This window comes from Rhodococcus sp. OS5, from assembly GCF_056837585.1.
In genome coordinates, this window is record NZ_CM166368.1 from 762,081 (window position 1) to 784,517 (window position 22,437).

The window sequence follows — 22,437 nt, forward strand, 5'->3', positions numbered from 1 at the left end:
TTTATTAACCGCGGGAGGTTAATAAAGGCGCACAGCAGGTTCAGCGAAGGGCGTACTTCTTTGCTACTTCGGTGTCCTTGGTCGCGCGCTCGGTGAGGAAGGCGAATGCCAACCCGAGCACGAGCCAGAGCGTCGCCTGCGTAGCGAGCGAGGAAAGTCGGAACTCCCACAGCAGAGTTGCCGGGAAGTCCTCGCCCACCTCGTTGATGCCGGGAAGCGAGACGTAACCGATCGCGACGATCACCAGGAACGCAGCCACCGGAGCAGCGATGCGCACGCTGAGGAACTCGTGCCCGGAAACTGCCTTTGCCGCCGCTGCTGCCGCGGTGACGGACAGCAGCCCGAGAATCACGGCGGCCAGCCACAGCAGTGTGCGCTGGTTGATGGTGTCGGGATCTCCGACGGCCGGCGGATTGGCCGGGTACTTGAAAAAGGGGACGGCCTCGATAGCCAGCCAACCACCGACGGCGATGGCGATCGCCAACAACGGCCCGGACATTCCGGTGAGTCGTCGAGCGTAATTGGCAACGACCGAGAAGATCGCCCCGAGTGCCAGTCCGGCAAGCGCTGTGGCCAGGAACAGCCCGGCGCGCTGCCCGTCGCGGCTCACCAGTGGTTCTTCTTCGTCACCGTGCGAATGCCCAGCGGCTTCGCCGGAAACCTCACCGGTGGCGCTGTTGGCTTCTTCGATCGCAATGGCAGCGTTGACGTGCGGTTCACCCAGCACGAATGCAACTCCGCCGGCAAGGATGCCTGCGATCAGACCAGCCAACAAACCACGAATGAGAAGCTTCGTGAAATTGTCGGCTAGTGGCACGGCAGGCCCATCAAGTGTCGACCGTCGTGCATCAATTCATGCATGTACATGCCGGTGCGAGAGATAGCGCCCTGGTCGAATCCGACCAGGTAGAGAGCCAGCATCGCGAACAGAACTACTGCAGCGGCGAGGAAAGCAAGACGAGTCGAATCGATCGACGTATCGGGAGAATAGGCGAGAGCCATCGAAGCCTCCTGGGATTTTCGCGTCCCCTAGGTCCATGCGATGGCCGAAGTGTCTGGCTGTCGAAATTGTCGTGCCGAAAAAGGCACTTCACCTCGAATTACAGTGGCGCGACCGCTCCGGGCTTTCACCGGATTCCTGTCGGACCATCGCGTTTACATGCGAACTTTTGCACTACAGCCCGCACCGTGTCAACGCGTGAAGCCGAGATGACCGTCGATTGTGCCCGCCAAGGCAGGCACAATCGCTCGAGATCAGCTCTTTGCGGCGACGTCCAGGACAACTTCGAATTCGAGCAACGACGCACCCGAAGCGACGGGCTTCGCGCGCTCGCCGGAATGGGCTTCACGGGCGGGGCCGTCACGCCAATCGGCGAACGCCTGCTCGGACTCCCATTGGGTCACCACGAAGTAGCGGCTCTCACCGGCGGTGGGGCGGAGGAGTTGGAATCCGAGAAAGCCCGGGGAGTTCTCGACTGCGTGAGCGCGTGCTGCGAAGCGCTTCTCCAGTTCGGGGCCGGCGCCCTCGGGGACCTCGATTGCATTGATCTTCACGACTGCCATGCAAGCGACATTACCCGCGCACCTTCACCGCGTACCGTGACACTCGTGTTGCATGACGAAGGTGGAACGGGACAACCGATTCTGTTGTTGCACGGCCTCATGGGCAGCTCCCGAACGTGGCGACGCCAGGTGCCGTGGATCCGCGAGTTCGGCCACGTCTACACCTTCGACGCTGCCGGTCACGGCAGGCCGGCGCCAGCGGCACTGACTACCGAGGCATTCGTCGAGGACCTGACATCGGCGGTTGCGTCCATCGAGGAGCCGATGATCGTGATCGGTCATTCGATGGGGGCTCTGCATGCGTGGTGCTTCGCCGCCGCGCATCCCGAAAAGGTTTGTGCGCTGGTCCTCGAAGACATGGCCCCGGACTTTCGTGGACGCACCGCTGCGGACTGGGCGCAGATGATCTCGGCGTGGCCGCAGCCGTTTGCTTCCGAGGAGGCGATGAAGGAATTCTTCGGCCCCGTCGCCGGCCAGTACTTTCTCGATTCTTTCGACCGCCGCGACGACGGGTGGTACCTGCACGGCGACGTGTCGACCTTCCGCGACATCTCGGAGGAGTGGGGCACGAGGCATTTCTGGGATCAGTGGAAGGCGATCGAGGTGCCGACCTTGCTGATCGAGGGAGAGTTCACCATCACCCCTGAGGGACAGATGCGAGAGATGGCCGAGAGGCCGGGAACTCGGTACGTACGTATTGCCGATGCAGGCCACCTGGTCCACGACGATCAACCGCAGCGCTATCGCGAAGTGGTGACGGAATTCCTTCAGACCGTGAGCTGACTTCGGATCGACGCGCCCACCTGCTCCAGCTCGACGGCTCGCCTGGCGAGGAGTCCAGCAGCGAACTTCGCCTTGTCGCCGCGATGGCGGGGGACGACGTGCAGGTGCGAGTGGAACACGGTTTGGCCCGCGGCACGCCCGTCGTTGACGAGAAAGTTGACTCCGTCAGCGGCGATGTCGCAGCGGCGTAGAGCTCCGGCGATGAGCGTGCCGACGCGGAACATCTCTGCGCCTTCGTGACTTTCGAGAGCATCGAGGTTCTCTGCATGACGCTTGGGGACCACCAGGGTGTGTCCGCGACTCACCGGCCGTGCATCGAGGAATGCGAGAGTTGTCTCGCTCTCGTGAACGAGAATCGCCGGCTCGGTCAGCGCGACGATCTTGCAGAAGACGCAGGAATCGGTGCTCATGCCTACAGAATGTAGTCCGAAATCAGATCCGACCCCGACTACAGCAAGCGCAGTTGGCGTGCCCTCGTGATCGCTTCGTTTCGATTGTGTACGTCGAGCTTCTTGTAGAGAGTGCGCAGTTGAGTCTTGACGGTGTTGACGGACACGTACAGTTTGTCGGCCATCGCAGCCGACCCCATGCCGAGCGCCAGGAGTGAGAGGACTTTCTGTTCGCGTTCGGTCAGCTCCACGATATGTACGAATTCCGGAAAAGATTCCGCAGGAGCCCTTTTCGAGAATTCGGCCAGTGCACGCGATTTCGTTTCGGCCATCGATTCGAGTTTCTCGACGTCCGACGATGCGATGGTCGCGAACGAACGTAGAAGTCCGGTCTGATCCGCGATGCTGCACGCTCTGGACCACTCCTGAGAGGCGAGGCGTGGCTCACCCAGCTCGGAGTGGGCAACCGCTTGCACCAGAAGCGATTCCATCTGTGCCCGCGGATAGGATACGCCAGACCAGTCGAACTGGTGACACAGCGCCACCGCGGCCTCGTTCTGGCCGATCCGCTGACGTAAACGCGCCACCGACGTGAGCGTCCACGGGTTGGCTGCAGGATCGATGATCTCCTTGGCCAGTGCTACGGCATTGTTCCCCTGTCCGAGAGCGAGCAAGAGATCGATCTCTGCGGATTGCAACAGAGGAAGCGCGAAAGATGTAGCCGTGTACTGCTTGGAATGTGCTTCGATCGCATTGTGGAGCAACAGTAGTGCCGCAGTGTGGTCGCCGGAGGTCAAGGCGAATTGGCAATGCGCATAGACGACGAATGCCCACAGTTCCTCGGTGTCGGACGGAAGACCGAGTTCGGTCAATGCGAGACGTGCGTCGTCGAAGTCGAGTGTGTCGAGAGCAGTGAGCGCCCGTGCTGTCAGGCCGGCGATCTTGACCACAGGTTCGAGCCAACCGCCGGGGTCCGGATGCTTCTGTTCGAGTTCGGACCAGTGTGTGGCCTGCCGCGGCTCACCAGCCAGCGCCCAATTCAGGGCGGCACTTCCCGCAGAGTTACGAGCGATGAAGTCGACTCCATGAGACAGGGCGCCGTGGTACGCCATTCGAGCCTTGATCGTGGATTCTGTGAACCTGCCGCTCAATTGAAAATTGATCGCCCATTGAAGTCGCATGAGAGGGAGCTGTGCGCTGACCGCTTCCGGGTTGTTCTCCAGCGCACTGCGACTGAGATGAGACAGGCGCCTGGTGGTTTCTGCTGCGAGCCCGTACTCGCCTGCCATCCTGAGCATGATCGATTGAACGCAGGCAATGCTCAAGGCGTCCTTCGCGCCGGCTTCAGCGCCGAGAGCCCACAGTTCTGCCGGCGATTCGGGTAGCAAGTCGACTACCGTCGAGCGCTCGCTAGGATGCATCGTGAACAGTGCGCGCCCTGCCTCCACGGCAGAGTGTTTGTCCGCTGCTTCCGCCGGAATCCGTTGGAGAGCAGAGCGAACCGAGTCCAGATTGTGGACGATCATCGTCACCCAGTGTTGCTCGACGATGTCTACTGCCAGGGTCCAGTTCTGTGCCTCGACCGCGTAGTCCAGCGCCGACGCGTGATGACCGTGGTCGAGTCGGTTGTGTGCGAGGAACGAAAGACGTTGCGCCGGATCGACTCCAGCGCGCTTTTGGTGCGCGAGTATCGATCGACGAATGGCGGGAGGCAGCTCCCAGGTTTCTTCGGCTTCGGTCTCGACCCGTGACAACAACCCGGCTGTCTCCAGTATCGCCAGGCGCACGCGAATCTGATGAACGGTCTCGCCATCCTCAGGGTGTTGGGACTCGAACAGCATGGCGGCGATGTCGACGGTGATCGATCGCGCAAAGGCCGTCGCGAGCAGGAACTCGAGTTGTTCCACATGATCAGCGGTCATGAGAACGGATTTGTTCACGTAGTCGTCGATCGCCTGCGCGATGTTCTTCCTGATCATCTGCTCGCGGTTGCGGCTACCCGATGTCTGGACGGCGGGAACGGCGACACGAACCAGCGCTGGCAGCCCACCTGTCAGGGATGTGATTTGTTCGGCATCACCGTCAGTCGTGTGTACGTCAGCTTGTGCGAGCAAATGGGCGGTATCGGCTCTCGTGAACAACAGCTCACTCGCGCTTATCACCTCGTGGTCCGTGTCGAGCAGGTACGGCTCGGAGAACATGCCGAAGCCCGAGAGCGTGACCACGAGGTCCAGGTTGTGGCAGAGGGCGAGGAGTTCGATCAACTGATCGTCCAACTCTGGTTCCGATATCAGATCCGGCCTGATCAGCACGAGCAGCACGGGGCGGCTGAGGGCGTTCAGGGATTTGGCGACAGCGGTGAAAGGATCGGCGAGATCGTCGACGTCGGGCAGTGCGATTCCGGCAGCGTGGATTCGATCGAGGACAACGGCCCAGAAATCTTCGAGTGTCGACGAGGGCCGTGGGGCCGAGACCCAGACGAGTATTCGTTCGGATGCCAAATGGGCGCGCAGCCACGATGCGATCAACGACGATTTCCCGTGGCCGTTCGGTGCACGGACGATGGTCAGCGCGGCACGTCGGTCAAGTTTGTCGAAGAGCGCTTGCCGGGGAATCGACGTCGCGAGGGTGCGCCTTTCGGGAATAGCTGCCCAGTCGTGGCCGTCCATCCCGAACATCAACGCGGACCCTTTCTGCTTTCGCGCCCCGCAATGATTGAAGAGTTTGGGCGGATTGTCTCGATCCATCTATCTACAGGGAGGAGCGTAGCTGGTGCGAATCCAGAGCGTGCCATCCCGGGCAATTCACCCGGGAATTCACCCCGGCTGAGAGAAGTTCACCCACACAATCACGCCGTCACCATTGGCTTTCGAGTCCCTCGAGCGACTTCTATTGAACGTAGCTCGGGATTCGCCAAATGTGGCCGCGAGCGCCTGTCGGAGGCCCGAGAGTCAGACATCGAAGGAGCGTCGTGAGAACTCGTCTGTCAGAGGTGCGGTCGAAGGCCGTTGTCGTCGGACTCCGGCCGAGAGCGTGGCGCCGAGGAGTGCGAGGTATCGGCATAGTTGTCGTGACCGGAGCTCTGGTGGTCGGCGCTGCTGCGCTCGGCTTGCTGCCGATGCAGTCGGATGTTCGATTGGCGGCCGAGGGAGAGTTCGTGCCTCCCTTCGCCGTCGAGCTGACGGTGATTGACGGTGCACCGCCCTTCGATCCCGCTGACGGTCCAGGGCTCGATTCGGGACCGTCCAACGGCATTGTCCGAGAGGGTGATCCGGTGACGTATGTCATCGACATCGGTGTCCGGGGCAACCCGCTCTCCGACGTGGTCGTGCAACTTCCGGTGCCTCGAGGTTTCGTTCTGCCGTCCGTGCCTGATTACTGCGGAGACGGCTCGGGTGTCGACGAGGTCGGATTACATTGCCTGATAGGCAATCTGGAAGCGGACCGGTACTTCACCCGAACGGCGACGATGACTGCGGGAAAGCGGGAAGACGCCGACGGTCTACCGATCGCTGCACTGGTCACCGCAGATCGGGGGGCGGTTCGCGTGCGGTCGGGCGATGTCACGGTGCGGGTGGCGACCACCCCGGGAGTGTGTGATCCGTACGGGATTTCTGTTGGTGGTCAGAGAAGCCAGTGGGCTGCTGTCTCGGCAGATGGACGAATCTCAGGTCTGGTGACATCGGGCATCTCGGAGGCGGTGGTGATCGACGGCGTCGATCAATGCGGGCACGCGACAGCGCGGACGGTGAAACCGTTCGAGGGTCACTTCTCGTTTGTCGGACTGCTACCGGGGACGTATCGCGTCACGGTCGACGGCCGAGCGCCGGTGGATGTGGTGCTGGAACCAGGTGCAATGGCGGTCGGTGGCCTGACGTTCTGATACAGCTTCGCAGGAATGGCAACACTCGTAACAGTCAGTAGCAGTCAATGGAGGATCCAGTGCGTGAAAGCCTGGGCGTTGTATTCGAAAATCAGTCAATTTCAACAGCTCTCGTAGATGCGGACACACCCCTTCTTGGCTCGATCGACGAGTTCCGTCACCCCTGGGGTGCAGACGGGACTGTTCCCTCTCCGCAAGCGTCGGCGCGCGCACTCGCCTCCGCGGCCGAGGTCGCCACCGGTCGAGCCCTGCGCTCGAATCTGTGCCCCACCGTCGTCGGAGTGATGTGCGAGCGTGCGGACGTGCGCGAACATGTCTCGGATTCGTTGTCCTCCAGTCCTTTCGAGAACATCGAGTTGGTCAACGGTCTCGACGCACGGCTTGCCTACCTGCGGACGGTCGACGCTCTCATTGGTGTTTCGCCGATTCTCGCGTTCTGGCCGGACGGCAGTGAGACCGTGATCGCGGCCGTCGACCCGAGAGCAGGCGTCGTGGACTCGGCGCATCGTTACGACACGGCCGAGTTGCTTGCGGACAGCTCGACATTTGCTGCGACATTGGACCTCCTCGTCGCCGAACGAGACCCTGTGCCCAAGATGCTCGTCGCGATGCTCGTGAAGGAAGACTCTCGGCAGCCGTCCGCGGAAGCCGCTGAACTGGCAGGTCTCGGCTTCCTGTTTCTCGGCGAGCGGACCCAACTGGCGATAGGGGCTGCGCTGGTAGCGGCCGATCGCGGAAGCGAAGTTCGGTCCGGTGGCGGCATGGCTGTCCGGCCCGTCAACAGGGTCCGGTGGGCGGCGGCAATAGTACTGCCGCTTCTACTCATGTTGACGGGGTTGCTGATCGCGCTGTCCCCAGACGGGTCGCGCGCGGTGTCCACGGATAGCCCGAACATCGGCGCCGAGTCGGCGACCTCCACCAGCGGGCCCCCGCCCGGCGCTGCCCTACAGATTCCGACACTTGCGCCTTGCGATCCAGTGGTGCCTGCCGTTCCTGCAGTACTTCGGCGTTCTGATCCGGAAGTCGCACCGCTCCAGACCGACGAACCCACAGCCGAAGAATGCACCCCGCTGCGAGTCGGCTAAGCCGTACCCTCTCCGGCCAGCGCAAACAGGCCGTCGTCGGTCTGCTCGACCAGTCCGTCGACCAGCAGTGAATGCAACGCACGGTCACGCTGACCCGGATCGGCCGGCCAGACGATGTCGAGTTGCGCGCGCTCGACCGGACGGTGACTCTCGCGAAGAACGGCCATCAATTTTCCACGAACCTGGCGATCTGTGCCCGCGAACTTCTGCACCTTCTTGGGTGGTCCGGTGTGTGCCGGTTTGCCCGAAGCGACCCACGCGCAGTTCGGCAAAGGGCAGTTCTCGCAGTTCGGGTTCCGCGCCGTGCAGATCAGTGCACCGAGTTCCATGAGAGCTGCGCTGTAGGTGGCGGCGCGCGCACGCGTCCTCGGCAGCAGCGCCGCGACGTCGGCGAGGTCTCGCGTGTTGGACGGGTTCCCGGGTTCCGCATTGCCGTGGACGGCTCGCGCAACTACGCGTCGTACGTTGGTGTCCACCACAGGCACTCGCTGTCCGTAGGCGAAACACGCGACGGCGCGGGCGGTGTACGAACCGATTCCCGGTAGCGAGAGCAAGGTATCGACGTCTTCCGGGACCACGTCACCGTGCTCGGCAGCCAGGACGCCCGCGCATTCGTGTAACCGCAGCGCGCGTCGTGGATAACCGAGTTTGCCCCACGCGCGAAGCACCTCTGCCTGGCTCGACGCTGCCATCGCCGACGGCACCGGCCAGCGCTCGACCCACTCTTCCCAGATTGGCGCAACGCGCACCACCGGCGTCTGCTGGAGCATGATCTCGCTCATCAGGATCTGCCAGGCACTGACGCCCTCGCGTCGCCACGGCAGGTCGCGAGCCGTCTCGGAGTACCACTTCAGCAGCACCGAAGATTCCACTGCCACTGCTACCGACACACTCCTCGAACCTGCGCTCCCGGTCGACGAAGGAGACGTCGACTTGTGGGGGCCACTTTATCGGCAGTCGCCGACACGGCTGTCTTTGACGCCCGACCGCCGGGTCACAACAACTGCACGTTGCTCAGTTTCCACTCGCCGTCCTCGCGGACCAGAGAAAGTTGCATCCGGTTGCGGTCGATTCTCGGATCGGGGGAGTTGGTGTTCGTGATCGTCTGATCGAGGAACACGAGAACCTCGGCGTTGTCGCGATCACTGCTCGCCAGCCCGGCTGAAATGATCTGAGCGGACGAGGTCGCCTGATACTGCACGATCATATTCTGAAGGTTGGCTGCCACATGGGCGTACTGACCGGCGAATTCGCCGACAGAATTGTCACGGACCACGGAGAGATTCTGATCGAGGTTCTGGAAGTTGTACGTCGCAAGATCAGTGGCGAATTGCCGTCCGCTGTCCAGGGCGCTGATACGCGCGTTTTCGTCGACCGATTTCTGCCAGGTCGCGAATGCGCCCCATCCGAGCGCCGCGACCACGACCAGGGCGCCGGCAACGATCGCTACGGTCTGCTTGCGAAGCCGCTTGGGCTTGTCGACGATTGTGGGCGTCTGGGGTTCGGTTGTCTCGGTCATTGCGTTCCTTGTACTAGTAGTGCGGCAAACGAGTTGTCACCGAGAACGGTGTTCTGACCACCGTTGAGGCCCAGACGAATCGACGTTCCGTCACCGGCTGCGACCGTTCCGAGGGCAGGATCGTATTCAGCAACCCCGTCGATCGTTCCAGTTCCGGTGGGGACGTTCTGCGATCCGCGATTCTGAATCCGGCCCGACTGGTCCGCGCAGTGTTGGTTCTTGTCGAGCGTGGTCGGTGAGGTGTCCTGTACCGATCGCCGGGGCGTGTCGTAGATACAGACCGGGCCGAGTGCTGTGATCAGATCAAGCTGTGCCCGTCCGTCTTTGACGATACTTCCGAACTTCTCGAATCCTTTGGGCACCACCACCAACAAGGCATCGACGGCGGGCATCCGTGCAGTGACGATCTGAGTGGAGACGAGAGAATTGGCCAACAGCAGACTGAACGGCTCACGACTCTGTTCGATGAGAGGCAGTATCTGATTGTCGAGAACACTCGGGCTTCGATCGAGGAGTGTGCGCAGTTGCGGATCGGAGTTTCGTACCTGATCTGTCAATTGGCGAAGTGTGAGTGCAACTTCGGGAAGAGCGTCAACATTTTCCTCGTTCGCAGTGAACAGTGAGCGCGAGTTCTCGACGAGTGTGTTGACACGCGGTTGATCGGATTGGACAGTGCGCGCGAGCACGTCGAAGTTGTCGACGAGCGCCTGCAGATCCGGACCCAATCCGTTCAATCCCTCGCCGAGTTCGTGCGAGAGGGTTCGCAGGTCTGCCGGATCGACGGTGTCGGCAGCAGCGTTGAAATTCGCAATCACGGTTCCCAACGCGACCGGGATCGAAGTGCGCTCAGTCGGAACGACGGAACCTTCAACCAGATACGGGCCGCCGTCGGTCTGCGAGGACAACTGAACTTTCAATACCGGAACGGCGGTGTCCTGGCTGATGGCCACATGCGAATCGTTGGGGATCTGTTTGTCGGCGGCGATGCTCAACGTCATCACGACGAGGTCCTGGGCAGAGTCCACCTCCACCGACTCGACGTCGCCGACGGTGACTCCGCGATAGGCCACTTCCGAACCGGGAGCGATTCCGGCCGCGTTCTCCAATTCGACGATGACCGAGAAGGTTCCGGTGAACGGATCTCCGGCACCGACTTGCCGGAGTACGTACGTCGTGCTGACCACCGCGATGAGGAGAAAGGCGGCGATCTCGAAATAGACGGTTCGGTTCTTCATCGCGTTCCTCCTTGCAGGGGTGTCGTGATCGGCAGTTCCCGATCGGAGGCGGGCAGAGGTGGCAGTGGCGGTGCGGCGCCCGGGATTATCTCGTTGAGCACTCCGGTCACGGTGCCCTCGACATCGACGTCGAGGTCGATGTTCACGTAATCGCCTGGGCTGGCACGCTCGAGGAGCACTCTTGCGTTGTCCAGGTTGGCCATCGTCTCACCCAGTGTCGGGCCCATTGCCGAGAACTGGTCGAGGATGGGTGACAGTCGTCCGGTGATCTCGGAAATCTGGTCGGCCGACTGGTCGAGTACGGAATTGGTTGCGGTACTGAGCCGATCGGTTTCGTCGAGTAGATCGAGGAGCGGTTGTCGTTGGTCGGCGATCACGCCCAATGCGGGTGTGAGTGTGCGCAAGCCTTCGTCGATGGTGGCGCTCTCGTCTCCGATCAGAGCGCTGAGCCGGTTCAGTGAATCCAGTGCCGAATTGATCGATTCCTTTCGGTCGTCAAGTGTTCCGAGAAAAGTGTCAAGGCGTGCAAGCAGATCGCGGATCGTCTCCTCCCTGCCGTCGAGAATCTGATCAGCCTCACTGACGATGTTCTTGACCTGCGCCAACCCACTGCCGTTCAACAGAGTTCCGACGGCGCCGAGCAGTTGTGCGACATCGGGTCCGCGCACGGTCTCCGATCGCTCGATGGTGGAACCCGGTTCGAGAATGGGGCCCGCTGGATCGACCGGAACTTCGAGGTTGACGAACGCATCGCCGATCGGGGTCGACAGTTCGATCCGAGCGCGGGTGCCGACAGGTAGTTCGATGTCCGACGCGATTTCGGTATGTACCACGGCTGCAAAGGTTTGCGCGCTCATCGACATGACTCTGCCGACCACTGCCTGGCCGATCCGCACCTCACCGCCGACGGGAAGTAACGACGCGTCGACGAATTCCATGTTCAGCGGGTACGACTCTCCTGGCAGACCGCGTCCGAGGGGGAGGTGCTGGAAGTTGAGACTGCAGCCGGTCAATGGCGCCGCGATGACAAGTGCCACGACAACGCTCACTACGGACTTGTTCGACGCCATCAGTTGCCCCCACCGAGGATGCGTGCCAGGTCGGAGCTGCCTGCCGAAGGAAATTCGATGGGATTGACGATTCCCGGCCCTGTGCACAGCGGTATCGGCATCTTCTCGCACAGTTCTCGCGTCGTGTCGAACTGTGAGAGATCGGTGGCGACGTTCAATCGTGCTCTGGCTCGGCCTTCTTCGGTGACGAGGTTGGCGACGTTCTCGAATCCCGTTGGTGCCGTTTCGATGATCTCGCGCAGTTGATCCTGTTTGGTCGCGACTGCACCGGCCAACTGTGCGAGCGTACCCAGATCGGCGGTGACCGCCTCGCCGTGTTCGGCGAGTAGCGCTGAGACCTGTCCGAGCAACGTGGTCAGGGAATCGAGCGCCCCGCTGATGTCTTCTCGCTGGGCGCTGAACGTGCGGGCGGTGACTGTCACCGAGTTCGACAGGGAGTCGACCTTGGTCTGGTTGTCCGCGATCAACTGCACGAGGGTGTTCAGGTTCTTCACCAGTTCGGAGATGTCGGGACTTGCACCCGCCAGTACCGAACTGGCCTGTGAGATGGACCGAACGGCATCGTTGAATGCTTGCCCGTTGCCGTCCAACGCGTGGGCGCCTTCTCCGATGAGGTCACCGATCCCGCCGCCGTCGGCGCCAGGGCCGAGCGCCACCGTCAATTCGTTCACCGATGCGGTGAGTTGGTCCCACGTCAGCGGGGAGTGAGTGCGTTCGAGAGGGATCACCGCGCCGTCGGTGAGGAACTCACCGTCCTCGTAGCCGGGCCCGAGTTCGATCGTGCGGTCACTGATGACCGAGGGAGACAGGACCCAGGCCTGCGCGTCGGCGGGTATACGTGTTCCGGATGGCAGGCTCAGCGCCACTCGTACCCGGGACCCTTCCGGCGTGACGCTCTCGACCCTCCCGCTGGGAACTCCCAGAATCGTCACTGTGTTCCCGGTGAAGATAGCGTCGGTCGAGGTGAATTCGGCGGTGAGAGTGAGTCTGTGTTCGTCACGCGTGACGAACAGGACGGCACCGATCGCGCAGATCACAATCGCTGCCAGCACGGCGAGTTTCTTGACGGTCGTGGTCATCGACACCCCTGAACGAGCCCGACGACGCACAACCAGTTGTCCGGGATGAGGGTGGAGGGCGAGTTGAGGTCGAGCCAGTTGCCGTTACCGGTCGCGTTGGTGACGTAGCGGACGCTGGGGGCGAAGTTGTCGAGCAGTGTGGTCAGTGATTGTTCGTTTTCGGACAGAACTCCCGTCACCACGTGGATGTCTCCCATGACCGAGTCGATCAAAGCCTGGTTGTCGCCCAGGAACTGGGCAAGTGTGGTGCTCAACTGATTCAGGTCTTGTACAAGCGCATTCAGCACATCTCGCCGGTCGGCGATCGTGGACATCACCAGATCCGCATTCCCCAGAAGGGTTTCCAGAGTGTCCTTCTGCTCGATCAGTGTTGCGGTCGTCTGCTGCGCTCCGGTGAGAAGGGAACGGAGCGCAACGTCGTTGTCGTTGACTACTCCGGAGAGTGCGTCGATTCCCTCGAGTGAGCGGCGAATGAGTTCGGGATCGTCCGGTGAGTTGTCGGACACCACGGTCAGCATGTTTCGCAGTTGTTGCAGATCAAGGTTTTCCGACGTGGATTGTGCTCCTCGACCGAGATCGTCGAGAGTGAACGGAACGCTCGTGTTCTCGATGGGGATGGTCGAACCTGCGGGTAACGAGCGCGATCCGTTCGGAGTGACGTCGAGCGAGCGTCGGCCGAGCAGAGTCGAGATCTTGATGTCCGCACGGGAGTCTTCGCCGAGAGTGACGCCGTCGTCGAGTCGGAAGGTGACTTCAACCGAGTTGCCGCTGACCGCCAACGAGGTGACCACCCCGCTCGGGACTCCCGCGACGTTGACCGGATCGTCCTGCGTCAACCCGGTGGCGTTGGCAAAGACGGCGTGGTACTCGTTGGTCTTGACCTTCAAGATCAGTTGAGGGACAACGAGTGCGGCCAGAACCACACCGACTCCGACGAGGATGCAGATAATTCCGTTGCGGACCGGGTTCTTGACGGTGAGCCAGTTCATCGGCACACCGCCGAACGCTCGGGGCCGCCGAGGGTCACCGATTGGTCCAGCGCGCTGAGCCGGAAGTTGCAGATGTAGATGTTCGCCCAGCTTCCGTAGCTCATCGCGATCCCCAACTGGGTGAACAGTTGATCGAAAGCGGTGATACCGGTCGCCAGCGACTCACGATTGTCGACGACGACGCGAGCCGACTGATCGATCGAAGTCAGCGCGCCAGCCAAGTCCGGTTCCACGCGCGTCACCAAGTCCTGAAGTGAAGAAGTCAGGGCGCCTGCGGAATCCACTGCGGCCGAGATCTGTTGGCGGTCCTGTGCCAAACCGCCGACCAGTGTGTCGAGCGTGTTGATCATCTCGACGAAGTTGGGTCGATTCGTCGTGGTCACGGTAAGGACCCGGTCGAGGTTGTTCAGTAGTTGGTCCAAGATCGCGTCCCGGGACGTCAAGTTCTCGGTGACGGCAACAGTGCGCTCCAGCAGGCTTTCGATGGTGGAACCTTGTCCTTGGAATACCTGGACGACCTGTGCGGCAAGTTCGTTGACTTCTGCGGGGTCAAGTGCGTCGAACAGGGGACGGAATCCGCCGAGGATGTCGGTGAGGTCGATCGCCGGCTGAGTCTGTTCCACGGGAATTGTGGCCCCGGGGGAGAGGTAGTTGCCTGTTGCGCGTTCGGCCTGTCCGGGTTCGATCGAAATTGTTCGCGCTCCCAACAGGTCTGCGTACCTCACCACAGCGCGACCGTCGGACGGAATACGTTGTGCAGATTCGAGTTCGAAGCCGACGACGGCTTGGTTGTTCACCAACTCGACGCTGTCGACGCGCCCTACTCGCACCCCGGCGATCTGAACATCGCTGCCGGTGACCAGGCCGGAGGCATTGACGAAGACGGCCCGGTACTGCGAACTCGACCCGGAGACTGGGTTGATCAGGGTGCTCACCACAACCACGGTGGCGAGAATCGACAGTGCAGCAAACAGTCCGAACCTGATCAGAGATTTCTTCACGCTCATCCGCCCACCACCGTCGTGCCGCGAAATACCGGCCCCGCCACGAGAGTGTCCAAAGCTGTACCGCCCTGGGTGAGAGCCAAGATCAGGGACTGTTCGGCAGGGCTGCCGACCGGGCCGACGGTTCCGCCGAACGCGGTCGCGGCGGCAGGACAGTTGGGTCCGCGTGTTCCGTCGTACCGTGGGCAGTCGGTCTTTCCGTACGGATACAGATCTGTGACGGACAGCCGTAGATCGGTGCTGAGCCACGGACCATGCGCCAACGCGGGCGGGAGCTTGATCGTGAGATTGCGCAGGCCGTTGTAGAAGGTGGTGATGTGGTCCGGCCGCGAAGTGATTGCGCCGGTCAGGGAATCGGCGTCGTCGACCAAGGTGATCATGCGGTCGCGATTGTCACCGATCAGACTCGTGGCAGCAGCTCCCGTGCTGGTGCCGGCACGCAGAAGCCCCGCCAACCCGTCGGATTTCTCGACGACGGTCTTGGATGTGGTGATGGAGTTCTCGAATGCGGCGAGCATGTCCGGCGCACTCGTCGAGAGACTGTCGGCGAGGGTGGCTATGTCGTCGAGGTCGTCACCGAGTCCGTCGATGACGGGCTGCGCACCGACCAACGCTTGGTGGACTGAATCGAGCGATTCGCCGATCTGGTTTCCCTTGCCGCTCAACGCGTCCGAGACTGCCGTGAGTGCGACGTTGATGTCGGCGGGGTCGAGGGAAGAAACGAGCGAGTAGATCCGTGAGATCGATTGGTAGAGCTGGACCGCGACTTCGGACTGATCGGATACCAATTCGGTACCCGGCACGAGAGCAGGACCACGCGAGAGTCCGTCAGGTTGAATCAAGTCTACGAAGAAGTCACCGAAGATGTTGCGGGGCATCAGTCGCACCTGACTTGTCGACGGTATGTCCTCGAACGCTCCCTCGTCGATCGCGAGTGAGACAGTCGAAGCGGTGGTGCCCGGCTCGATCTCGGCCACAGCGCCGACGACGACGCCGCGGTACTGTACCGAGGATCCGACTCGCAGCGCACCGGCACTGGCGGGGACGACAGCACTGACCTGCGGTGTGGAACCGGTGGAGTCCGTACCTCTGCTGAACAAGAAGACGTAGGCGAGGATCAGGATGACCACGGCGAGTAAACCCCGCAGTGCCAGGGTGATTCGGCTGGAATTCGTGACGATCATCCGGTCAGCCCGGGTACGTGAGGTTTGAGTCCCCACAGCGCAATGGTCATCGCGACGTCGGTGAATGCAAGGAAGACGATGCTGGTGCGCAACGCTCGTCCGGCGGCTCGTCCGACGCCTTCGGGTCCACCCGTCGCGGTGTAACCGTAGTAGCAGTGCACGAGGGTCACGACGACCGCGAACACCATGACTTTTATCAAGGACAACCAGATGTCGTTGGGAGAGAGGAAAAGACTGAAGTAGTAGCCGTACGTTCCCTCCGACTGGCCTTTGACCCGGATCACCGCAAGCGCCGTTGCCATGTACGAAGCAAACAGGCCGACCAGGTACAGCGGGACCACCGCGATGAGCGCCGCGATCATTCGGGTGGTGACCAGGTACCGCAGCGAGGGAATCGCCATGACTTCGAGCGCGTCGATTTCCTCGGAGATCCGCATCGCTCCGAGCTGCGCGGTGAATCCGGTTCCGACCTTGGCTGCCAGGGTGATTGCGGCAACGAGTGGTGCCACCTCGCGAGTATTCGCGATGGCGGACATCACGCCGGACAGCGGTGCGAGGCCGACGAGGTTGAGTCCGCGGTAGCCCTCGAGTCCGATCTGGGAACCGGCGAAGAACGAGATCGCGAAGATCACGACGACGCTGCCGCCTCCGGCGAGCAGGGTGCCCGAACCGAATGCCACCTGGGCGACGAGACGGGCGACTTCACGCCAATAGCGCTTGAGGGTTGCGGGAATCGAGGTGATGACACGCGCGTGGAACGTGAACTGATCGCCGAGTCGACTCAGGCCGTCGACGGTCCGCGAACTGACCCGCTTGGCACGAATTGCGATGGGCAGGTGCATCAATAGGCACCTTTCACCGAGACGAACAGTGGGTAGAACTGAGTAATTGCGAGGTTGGCGACAAACACGAGGACAAACGAGAGCACGACGGTCTCGTTGACTGCGTCGCCGACGCCTTGAGCTCCGCGCTTGACGGTCAGGCCCTTGTAGCAGGCCACGATTCCCGAGATGAGAGCAAAGGCAACGGCTTTGATGCCGGAGACGACGAAGTCGCTGGGTTGACTGAATTGAACGAGATTGCGCAGGAAACTCTGTGCGTTGCCGTCGAGTATCAGGACGTGAACGAAGAGGCTTGCGCCCAAACCGATTACGAGAACTATCGAGTTCAGTAGGAGGCAGACGACGGCAATGGCGATCATCCGGGGTACGACCAGGCGTTCGAGCACGGGTAGACCGAGCACTTCGAGTGCATCGATTTCCTCGCGTATCGTTCGCGCTCCCAAATCTGCGCAGATTGCGGAACCGCCGACACCGGCGATGATCAGGGCGCACACCAGGGGGCCGGCCTGTCCGATGATGAGGAACGCGACGACGGCACCGCTGTACGCACCCGCGCCGATTTGATCTGCGAGCGCACCGATCTGCAGTGCTACCCCGACACCGAGGGGAATCATCACCAGAGCGGATGCGACCGAGGTGACGTTGGCGAGAAACCACATCTGGTCGAGCGCCTCACGCCAGGCGAGGCGCTTGTGTCGAAGAGATGTGAACGCCGCAACGCACACGCGAACGGTGAAGGTGAAGAGCAGTCCGATCTCGGAGAGCAGGTTCGAGAACATGTTCGTCTTGGCGGGGGAGACAGCAGTTGTTTCCCCGGTTGTTCCATTCCCGGTCGTCGTAGCTTCGGTGCTCACGCCATCCCCCTCTCCGGCCGAATCGTTCTGGTCGGGTTTCTTCGATCACACTCGGGAGCTCGAAGTGCTCCAGGTCACGTTCGGAGACGGTATCAGGAAACTGACTCTGAAGTAAGTTCCATTTCGGCCACTTCATCACCGGGCGCGAATGTCGACGCGGAACTTTCGTTTGCGTCCACGCAACCTTCCCGGCGAGAGCCCGAAATGCGGCGGGTGCACAATGAGTGAATGCCACGATCAAGCCCCATTTCCGCTTGGAAGTCCCTTCGCGAAGGCAACGAGCGATTTGTCAACGACGCGTCCATTCACCCCAGCCAGGGAATCGCGGACCGCGCGAAACTCGTCGATGGGCAGCACCCCACAGCGGTGCTGTTCGGTTGCGGTGATTCGCGCGTAGCCGCCGAGATCATCTTCGACCAGGGTCTCGGCGACATGTTCGTCGTGCGCACTGCAGGTCACGTGCTCGACGATTCGGTGCTCGGTTCCATCGAGTACGCGGTTCACGTGCTCAACGTGCCGCTCATCGTCGTCCTCGGGCACGACGGTTGCGGTGCCGTGAAGGCAACGCTCGACGCCCTGGACAAGGGCGCAGTTCCCGACGGATTCATCCGCAGTGTGGTCGAGCGTGTTGCTCCGTCCATCCTGATGGGCCGCAACGAGGGCTTGTCCACCGTGGACGAACTCGAAGGCCGTCACGTCGTGGAGACCGGCTCGCTGATCATGCAGAGGTCCCGGATCATCGCCGACAAGGTGGACAAGGGTGCGTGCGCGATCGTCGGCGTCACGTACACGTTGTCCGACGGTCACATGCGAGTTCAGGGCGCGGTCGGCGACATCGGCGAGAGCGTCGAGGCCGTCGAGGGTTAGATCTTCCGGGGCAGTGGTACCTGGCAGCAGACAATGGGTACCGACACGCCGCCTCAGCTGACGGTTAGTGGACCCTGCGCCAACTACCGTTGAGTCCGTGTTGGAACCTAATGGACCACTGCCCCCCGAGATCTACTGGCGTCGCCGGGCGCTGGCCATTGGTGCCGCCGTCATTGCACTGGCGTTGATCATCTGGGCGGCGTCCGCCCTCTTCGGCGGTGGAAGTGATACCCCGGAGGCCGATTCGGCCGCTGCGAGTTCCTCGCTGACGACGGACGTCTCCTTCACCCCCAACCCTTCCGGTTCCAACGCGCCGGAGGGTGGCGGTGGCTCGGGTGGCGGCGCTGCCGGTGGATCAGGTGGCTCGGGCACGCAGGCTTCGGGATCGTCTTCGTCTTCTTCCTCTTCGTCGACCACCGGGGCTCCGGTCCCGGCCGGTCAGTGCGCCGACTCGTCGCTGGCAGTCAAGGCCACCGCAGACAAGGCGACCTTCGCTCCCGGCGAAGAGCCGTCGTTCACGATCGTCATCACCAACATCGGTTCGGCACCCTGTGATCGAGATCTGGCGGGCGGCCTTCAGCAGGTGCTCGTCTACAGCATCGACGGCAAGACCCGGTTGTGGTCCAACGTCGACTGCTACCCACAGCCCGCAGCCGACGTACGCAATCTCGCGCCCGGCGAGCAAGCTGCGTTCAAGGTCGCCTGGTCGGCCACGACGTCGACCCCCGAGTGCGCGACCGCGCAGAACCCCGAGCGCAATCCGGTGGGCGCAGGCGCTTACACGGTTGTCGGGCAGCTCGGTGCACTGCGAAGCTCCCCGGAGCCGTTCAACATCGCATGAGCGCGGGCAAGCCTGAACAGGCCCGCTAGTTGAAGGATCCGGTGATCGACGTTTCCGCGAGCCGGGAAAGTCCCTCACGGATGTGACGGGCCCACAGCCCGCCGATGCCCTCGACCGACTGCAGATCGGCAGCCGTAGCGGCCAGCAGCGACTGGAGAGTGCCGAAGGATCCGACCAACCGGTGGATCTGATGGAACTGCAATCGAGGTACACGCATCAGCACGCGATATCCGCGAGGAGTCATCGGAGTGTCGAGGGCTTCGATCGTGCCCGGATAACCGAGAACACGCGCAAGAGTCGTGAGATCGAGTAGATCGGCGTCGGTGACGCGATCGAGTGCGACGAGGACGTTGTCCATCGCCGCGGTGCCGATGGGTTCGGGACCGGCAAGATAGTCCCGAACGATGAGTTGACGTGCAATGTCGTTGTCGCCGACCAGTTCTTCGAGCTGCAGTGCCAACTGGCGACCGTCGGTGCCGAGTTCGAGGACATCCTGTTCGATTTCGATCGACACGCGGCGAACCATTTCGAGGCGCTGTACGACGGTCAACGCGTCGCGCAGAGTCACGAAATCCTCGATCTCGACGACCGACAGTTGCCGTGTCACTTCGTCGAGTCGCGCTTTGTATCGTTCGAGCGTCGCGACGGCCTGGTTGGCACGCGAAAGTATGGTGGCCGAGCCGTCGATGACGTGCCGAATGCCGCCGACGTACACACTGACGATCGACATCGACTGACTGACCGAGACCACGGGATAGCCGGTCTGAATTGCCGTGCGCTCGGCAGCGCGGTGCCTCGTGCCGGATTCGACGGTGGGAATCTTGTGATCGGGAACCAGCTGGACGTTGGCACGCACGATGCGTGTGCCGTCCGTCGAGAGGACAACCGCGCCGTCCATCTTCGACAGCTCGCGCAATCGGGTCGGTGCGAACTCCACGTCGAGGTTGAATCCGCCGTCACACAGCGCTTCCATTTCCTCGTCGTATCCGAGGACGATCAGCGCGCCGGTACGGCCGCGCAGAATTCGTTCGAGCCCGTCTCGCAAAGCGGTACCCGGCGCCAACCTGGCGATGGTCTCTCGCAATGCCGACGACGACTGTGTGTCCGCCATCGCACTGATCATTGAGAAACTCCCTGCTGAGGTCGATGTCACTTCGGTCGGGTCCGATGCCTGCGCCGGACGGATCCCCGTTTAGATTACCTATCCATGAGTAGTACCTGGACCCTGCCTGATGACCTGACTGTCCCGGAGCCGGTCGAATTCTTTCCGGCCGCCGGCGAGAAGCTGCCTCAGCACTGGTCGAAATGCTTCGGCTGCGGCGACGACCAGCCTGCGGGAATGGCGATGAGTTTCAGGGCTGGTAACGGACTGGAAGTGACCGGTCGTCTGGAGGTCGCCAAGAAGTATCAGGGCGGTCCAGGTGTCATTCACGGCGGCATTCTGTCGACGGCATTCGACGAGGCTCAAGGTATGGCATGTATGGCTCTCGGCTCGCCGGTGGTGACCGGGCACCTCGAGATCGACTTCGCCCGGCCGATCCCGTTGGGATCGGTGCTCGAATTCCGGGCTCGCATCGACGGTGTTGTACGCCGCAAGGTCTACACCAGTGCAGAAGCGGTGATCGTCGAAGGTCCGACAGCGGATCCGGACACGGTGGTGGGAACCTCCCGCGGACTGTTTCTGACCATCACCTCGGAACACTTCGCCAAGACCAAGGAGTTCGTGGACGGCGAACCGACGTCCCCGTTCGGCACCTCGTCGGTCTGACGAGGTAGTCGGCCGAACGACGATCACTTCACCGGCGTGAGCTTGGGGCGAGACGGGGCTTGTTTGCCGCCCATCAATCCGGCGTAGGCCAGTGCCTCGGCCAGATTCGCCACTTCGTTGACGCGCATGCCGGGAATGTTCGGGCCGGAATCGACCGGCACGATGGCGCTGGTGAATCCCAGTCGGGCAGCTTCGATCAGCCGTCGGTTCACCCCGGCAACCCGTCGAACCTCCCCGGCGAGTCCGACCTCGCCGAGGATGACGAGCCCCTTGGGGACGGGTTTGGCTTTCACGGCGGAAGCGACCGCAATGGCGAGAGCCAGATCGGCACCCGGCTCGGTCATCCGCATACCGCCGACGGTCGCGGCGTAGACGTCGGCCTTCGAGATCGACACTCCGACGCGGCGTTCCAACACGGCCAGAACCATGGCCACACGGGCGGTGTCGAGCCCGCTGACGGCTCGGCGAGGTGTCGGTAGCGGCGTGGCGGCGACGAGCGCCTGAACTTCACCGAGTAGAGGTCGCTTACCGTCCATCATCACGGTGACGGCAGTGCCTTCCACAGCTTCTTCACGGTGATGCAGGAACAGGCCGGACGGATCGCTGATCTCGTTGATGCCCTGCTCGCTCAGCTCGAAGCATCCGACCTCGTCGGCCGCACCGAATCTGTTCTTCACGCCGCGGACCATGCGCAGGGTGGAGTGCTTGTCACCTTCGAAGTGCAGAACCACGTCCACGAGATGCTCGAGCGAGCGCGGACCGGCGACGGCGCCGTCCTTGGTGACGTGGCCGATCAGAAGCACCGGGATTCCACTGGCCTTTGCCAGGGAGGTCAGGGCGCTGGTGACGGCCTTGACCTGAGTCACGCCGCCGACGACCCCGTCGACGTCGGCAGCAAGCATGGTCTGCACCGAGTCGACGATGACCAGTGTCGGTTTGACCTGCTCGATGTGGCCGAGGATGGTCGCGAGATCGGATTCGGCCGCCAGATACATCCGTTCGTGGACAGAGTTGGTGCGATCTGCCCGAAGCCGAACCTGACCGGCGGACTCCTCGCCCGTGACGTACAACGCTCGATCATCCGCGCTGCGCATCGCCCAGCGGTAGACGACCTCGAGAAGTAGCGTCGATTTTCCGACGCCGGGCTCGCCCGCGAGCAGCACCACCGAACCCGGTACGACGCCACCGCCGAGGACGCGGTCCAACTCGCCGATCCCCGTGGGTTTGGCCTGCGTCGAGGTGCTGTCGATCTGTGTCAGCGGCGTGGCCGGCGTCGTAGGCAGCACGGCGCTTGATCCTGCTTTGGCGAGTGAGGCGCCGGCGCGACTGGCGACGGGTGCCACTACGGCGACCTCGGTCATCGAGCCCCACGAATCGCAGTCCGGACATCTACCGACCCACTTGGGCACTACCGACTGGCATTCGGAGCAGCGGTAGTTCGATTTCACTTTGGCCACCGGGACAGACTAGAGGCGGGGTCCG

At 62.2% G+C, this 22,437-nt stretch carries 23 protein-coding genes and 1 riboswitch; of the genes, 6 read left to right on the plus strand and 17 right to left on the minus strand.

What is annotated here, in order from left to right:
* Positions 1-40: 40 nt before the first annotated feature.
* From ACVZUB_RS03550 to mhuD, 3 genes are all read right to left on the minus strand, one after another.
* Positions 41-817 carry a CbtA family protein gene (locus ACVZUB_RS03550; protein ID WP_054801320.1) on the minus strand — a complete coding sequence of 259 codons (777 nt, stop codon included), beginning with the start codon at positions 815-817 and terminating at the stop codon, positions 41-43.
* Positions 808-1,002 carry a CbtB domain-containing protein gene (locus ACVZUB_RS03555; RefSeq protein ID WP_003945915.1) on the minus strand — a complete coding sequence of 65 codons (195 nt, stop codon included), beginning with the start codon at positions 1,000-1,002 and terminating at the stop codon, positions 808-810. The genes ACVZUB_RS03550 and ACVZUB_RS03555 overlap by 10 nt, the downstream gene beginning before the upstream one ends.
* A gap of 25 nt (positions 1,003-1,027) precedes the next feature.
* A riboswitch (cobalamin riboswitch) is annotated at positions 1,028-1,166 on the minus strand.
* A gap of 88 nt (positions 1,167-1,254) precedes the next feature.
* Positions 1,255-1,563, minus strand: coding sequence for a mycobilin-forming heme oxygenase MhuD (gene mhuD / locus ACVZUB_RS03560; protein WP_007726927.1), 309 nt, complete (start codon positions 1,561-1,563; stop codon positions 1,255-1,257).
* A gap of 45 nt (positions 1,564-1,608) precedes the next feature.
* On the opposite strand from mhuD, the gene ACVZUB_RS03565 reads away from it, so the two are divergent.
* Positions 1,609-2,346: an alpha/beta fold hydrolase gene (locus tag ACVZUB_RS03565; protein WP_042453393.1), complete on the plus strand. Its 738-nt coding sequence runs from the start codon at positions 1,609-1,611 to the stop codon at positions 2,344-2,346.
* Here the strand turns inward: ACVZUB_RS03565 and ACVZUB_RS03570 are convergent.
* Together ACVZUB_RS03570 and ACVZUB_RS03575 are read right to left on the minus strand one after the other, a co-directional pair.
* Complete coding sequence (locus ACVZUB_RS03570) at positions 2,331-2,756, minus strand: HIT family protein (RefSeq protein ID WP_003945905.1); 426 nt, start codon at positions 2,754-2,756, stop codon at positions 2,331-2,333. The two genes, ACVZUB_RS03565 and ACVZUB_RS03570, sit on opposite strands and share 16 nt — an antisense overlap.
* 38 nt (positions 2,757-2,794) lie before the next feature.
* Positions 2,795-5,482, minus strand: coding sequence for a helix-turn-helix transcriptional regulator (locus ACVZUB_RS03575; RefSeq protein WP_082893266.1), 2,688 nt, complete (start codon positions 5,480-5,482; stop codon positions 2,795-2,797).
* A gap of 224 nt (positions 5,483-5,706) precedes the next feature.
* Between ACVZUB_RS03575 and ACVZUB_RS03580 the strand changes: the two genes are divergently transcribed.
* Both ACVZUB_RS03580 and ACVZUB_RS03585 read left to right on the plus strand, forming a co-directional pair.
* Positions 5,707-6,618 (plus strand): hypothetical protein, encoded by a 912-nt coding sequence (locus tag ACVZUB_RS03580; RefSeq protein WP_063315057.1) that lies wholly within the window; start codon positions 5,707-5,709, stop codon positions 6,616-6,618.
* A 59-nt stretch (positions 6,619-6,677) separates the two neighbouring features.
* Complete coding sequence (locus tag ACVZUB_RS03585; protein ID WP_230691625.1) at positions 6,678-7,703, plus strand: hypothetical protein; 1,026 nt, start codon at positions 6,678-6,680, stop codon at positions 7,701-7,703.
* Here the strand turns inward: ACVZUB_RS03585 and ACVZUB_RS03590 are convergent.
* From ACVZUB_RS03590 to ACVZUB_RS03635, 10 genes are all read right to left on the minus strand, one after another.
* On the minus strand, positions 7,700-8,581 hold the full coding sequence (locus ACVZUB_RS03590) for an HhH-GPD family protein (protein WP_007726916.1): 882 nt from the start codon (positions 8,579-8,581) through the stop codon (positions 7,700-7,702). The genes ACVZUB_RS03585 and ACVZUB_RS03590 overlap by 4 nt on opposite strands.
* Positions 8,582-8,697: 116 nt before the next feature.
* On the minus strand, positions 8,698-9,222 hold the full coding sequence (locus ACVZUB_RS03595) for a hypothetical protein (protein WP_064075125.1): 525 nt from the start codon (positions 9,220-9,222) through the stop codon (positions 8,698-8,700).
* On the minus strand, positions 9,219-10,457 hold the full coding sequence (locus ACVZUB_RS03600; RefSeq protein ID WP_042923604.1) for an MlaD family protein: 1,239 nt from the start codon (positions 10,455-10,457) through the stop codon (positions 9,219-9,221). Before ACVZUB_RS03600 ends, ACVZUB_RS03595 begins: the two co-directional genes overlap by 4 nt.
* Positions 10,454-11,527, minus strand: coding sequence for an MCE family protein (locus ACVZUB_RS03605; protein WP_058227253.1), 1,074 nt, complete (start codon positions 11,525-11,527; stop codon positions 10,454-10,456). The genes ACVZUB_RS03600 and ACVZUB_RS03605 overlap by 4 nt, the downstream gene beginning before the upstream one ends.
* On the minus strand, positions 11,527-12,606 hold the full coding sequence (locus ACVZUB_RS03610; protein ID WP_037132219.1) for an MCE family protein: 1,080 nt from the start codon (positions 12,604-12,606) through the stop codon (positions 11,527-11,529). The genes ACVZUB_RS03605 and ACVZUB_RS03610 overlap by 1 nt, the downstream gene beginning before the upstream one ends.
* Complete coding sequence (locus ACVZUB_RS03615; RefSeq protein ID WP_063892124.1) at positions 12,603-13,595, minus strand: MCE family protein; 993 nt, start codon at positions 13,593-13,595, stop codon at positions 12,603-12,605. The genes ACVZUB_RS03610 and ACVZUB_RS03615 overlap by 4 nt, the downstream gene beginning before the upstream one ends.
* Entirely contained in the window at positions 13,592-14,602 is a 1,011-nt protein-coding gene (locus tag ACVZUB_RS03620; protein ID WP_064075126.1) for an MCE family protein, read from the minus strand. The genes ACVZUB_RS03615 and ACVZUB_RS03620 overlap by 4 nt, the downstream gene beginning before the upstream one ends.
* A complete protein-coding gene (locus ACVZUB_RS03625) occupies positions 14,599-15,783 on the minus strand; it encodes an MCE family protein (protein WP_064075127.1) in 1,185 nt (394 codons plus the stop codon). The genes ACVZUB_RS03620 and ACVZUB_RS03625 overlap by 4 nt, the downstream gene beginning before the upstream one ends.
* Positions 15,780-16,625: an MlaE family ABC transporter permease gene (locus tag ACVZUB_RS03630; protein WP_003945610.1), complete on the minus strand. Its 846-nt coding sequence runs from the start codon at positions 16,623-16,625 to the stop codon at positions 15,780-15,782. Before ACVZUB_RS03630 ends, ACVZUB_RS03625 begins: the two co-directional genes overlap by 4 nt.
* Complete coding sequence (locus ACVZUB_RS03635) at positions 16,625-17,479, minus strand: MlaE family ABC transporter permease (protein WP_231915117.1); 855 nt, start codon at positions 17,477-17,479, stop codon at positions 16,625-16,627. Before ACVZUB_RS03635 ends, ACVZUB_RS03630 begins: the two co-directional genes overlap by 1 nt.
* Before the next feature lie 228 nt (positions 17,480-17,707).
* Between ACVZUB_RS03635 and ACVZUB_RS03640 the strand changes: the two genes are divergently transcribed.
* Positions 17,708-18,346, plus strand: coding sequence for a carbonic anhydrase (locus ACVZUB_RS03640; protein ID WP_482628147.1), 639 nt, complete (start codon positions 17,708-17,710; stop codon positions 18,344-18,346).
* Positions 18,347-18,443: 97 nt separating this feature from the next.
* A complete protein-coding gene (locus tag ACVZUB_RS03645; RefSeq protein ID WP_003945615.1) occupies positions 18,444-19,187 on the plus strand; it encodes a DUF4232 domain-containing protein in 744 nt (247 codons plus the stop codon).
* A gap of 25 nt (positions 19,188-19,212) precedes the next feature.
* Here ACVZUB_RS03645 and disA read toward each other — a convergent pair whose 3' ends face one another.
* Entirely contained in the window at positions 19,213-20,298 is a 1,086-nt protein-coding gene (gene disA / locus ACVZUB_RS03650; protein ID WP_024487741.1) for a DNA integrity scanning diadenylate cyclase DisA, read from the minus strand.
* A 96-nt stretch (positions 20,299-20,394) separates the two neighbouring features.
* On the opposite strand from disA, the gene ACVZUB_RS03655 reads away from it, so the two are divergent.
* Complete coding sequence (locus ACVZUB_RS03655; protein WP_003945494.1) at positions 20,395-20,955, plus strand: PaaI family thioesterase; 561 nt, start codon at positions 20,395-20,397, stop codon at positions 20,953-20,955.
* 23 nt (positions 20,956-20,978) lie between these two features.
* Here the strand turns inward: ACVZUB_RS03655 and radA are convergent, their stop codons facing one another.
* Entirely contained in the window at positions 20,979-22,412 is a 1,434-nt protein-coding gene (gene radA / locus ACVZUB_RS03660; protein ID WP_003945739.1) for a DNA repair protein RadA, read from the minus strand.
* Positions 22,413-22,437 lie beyond the last annotated feature (25 nt).

Coding starts and splice junctions, on each gene's coding strand:
- ACVZUB_RS03625 (WP_064075127.1), bottom strand. CDS start 15,783: ATGATCGTCACGAATTCCAGCCGAATCACCCTGGCACTGCGGGGTTTA.
- ACVZUB_RS03620 (WP_064075126.1), bottom strand. CDS start 14,602: ATGAGCGTGAAGAAATCTCTGATCAGGTTCGGACTGTTTGCTGCACTG.
- ACVZUB_RS03615 (WP_063892124.1), bottom strand. CDS start 13,595: ATGAACTGGCTCACCGTCAAGAACCCGGTCCGCAACGGAATTATCTGC.
- ACVZUB_RS03555 (WP_003945915.1), bottom strand. CDS start 1,002: ATGGCTCTCGCCTATTCTCCCGATACGTCGATCGATTCGACTCGTCTT.
- ACVZUB_RS03600 (WP_042923604.1), bottom strand. CDS start 10,457: ATGAAGAACCGAACCGTCTATTTCGAGATCGCCGCCTTTCTCCTCATC.
- ACVZUB_RS03595 (WP_064075125.1), bottom strand. CDS start 9,222: ATGACCGAGACAACCGAACCCCAGACGCCCACAATCGTCGACAAGCCC.
- ACVZUB_RS03640 (WP_482628147.1), top strand. CDS start 17,708: ATGCCACGATCAAGCCCCATTTCCGCTTGGAAGTCCCTTCGCGAAGGC.
- disA (WP_024487741.1), bottom strand. CDS start 20,298: ATGGCGGACACACAGTCGTCGTCGGCATTGCGAGAGACCATCGCCAGG.
- ACVZUB_RS03610 (WP_037132219.1), bottom strand. CDS start 12,606: ATGACCACGACCGTCAAGAAACTCGCCGTGCTGGCAGCGATTGTGATC.
- ACVZUB_RS03630 (WP_003945610.1), bottom strand. CDS start 16,625: ATGCACCTGCCCATCGCAATTCGTGCCAAGCGGGTCAGTTCGCGGACC.
- mhuD (WP_007726927.1), bottom strand. CDS start 1,563: ATGGCAGTCGTGAAGATCAATGCAATCGAGGTCCCCGAGGGCGCCGGC.
- ACVZUB_RS03570 (WP_003945905.1), bottom strand. CDS start 2,756: ATGAGCACCGATTCCTGCGTCTTCTGCAAGATCGTCGCGCTGACCGAG.
- ACVZUB_RS03605 (WP_058227253.1), bottom strand. CDS start 11,527: ATGGCGTCGAACAAGTCCGTAGTGAGCGTTGTCGTGGCACTTGTCATC.
- ACVZUB_RS03655 (WP_003945494.1), top strand. CDS start 20,395: ATGAGTAGTACCTGGACCCTGCCTGATGACCTGACTGTCCCGGAGCCG.
- ACVZUB_RS03575 (WP_082893266.1), bottom strand. CDS start 5,482: ATGGATCGAGACAATCCGCCCAAACTCTTCAATCATTGCGGGGCGCGA.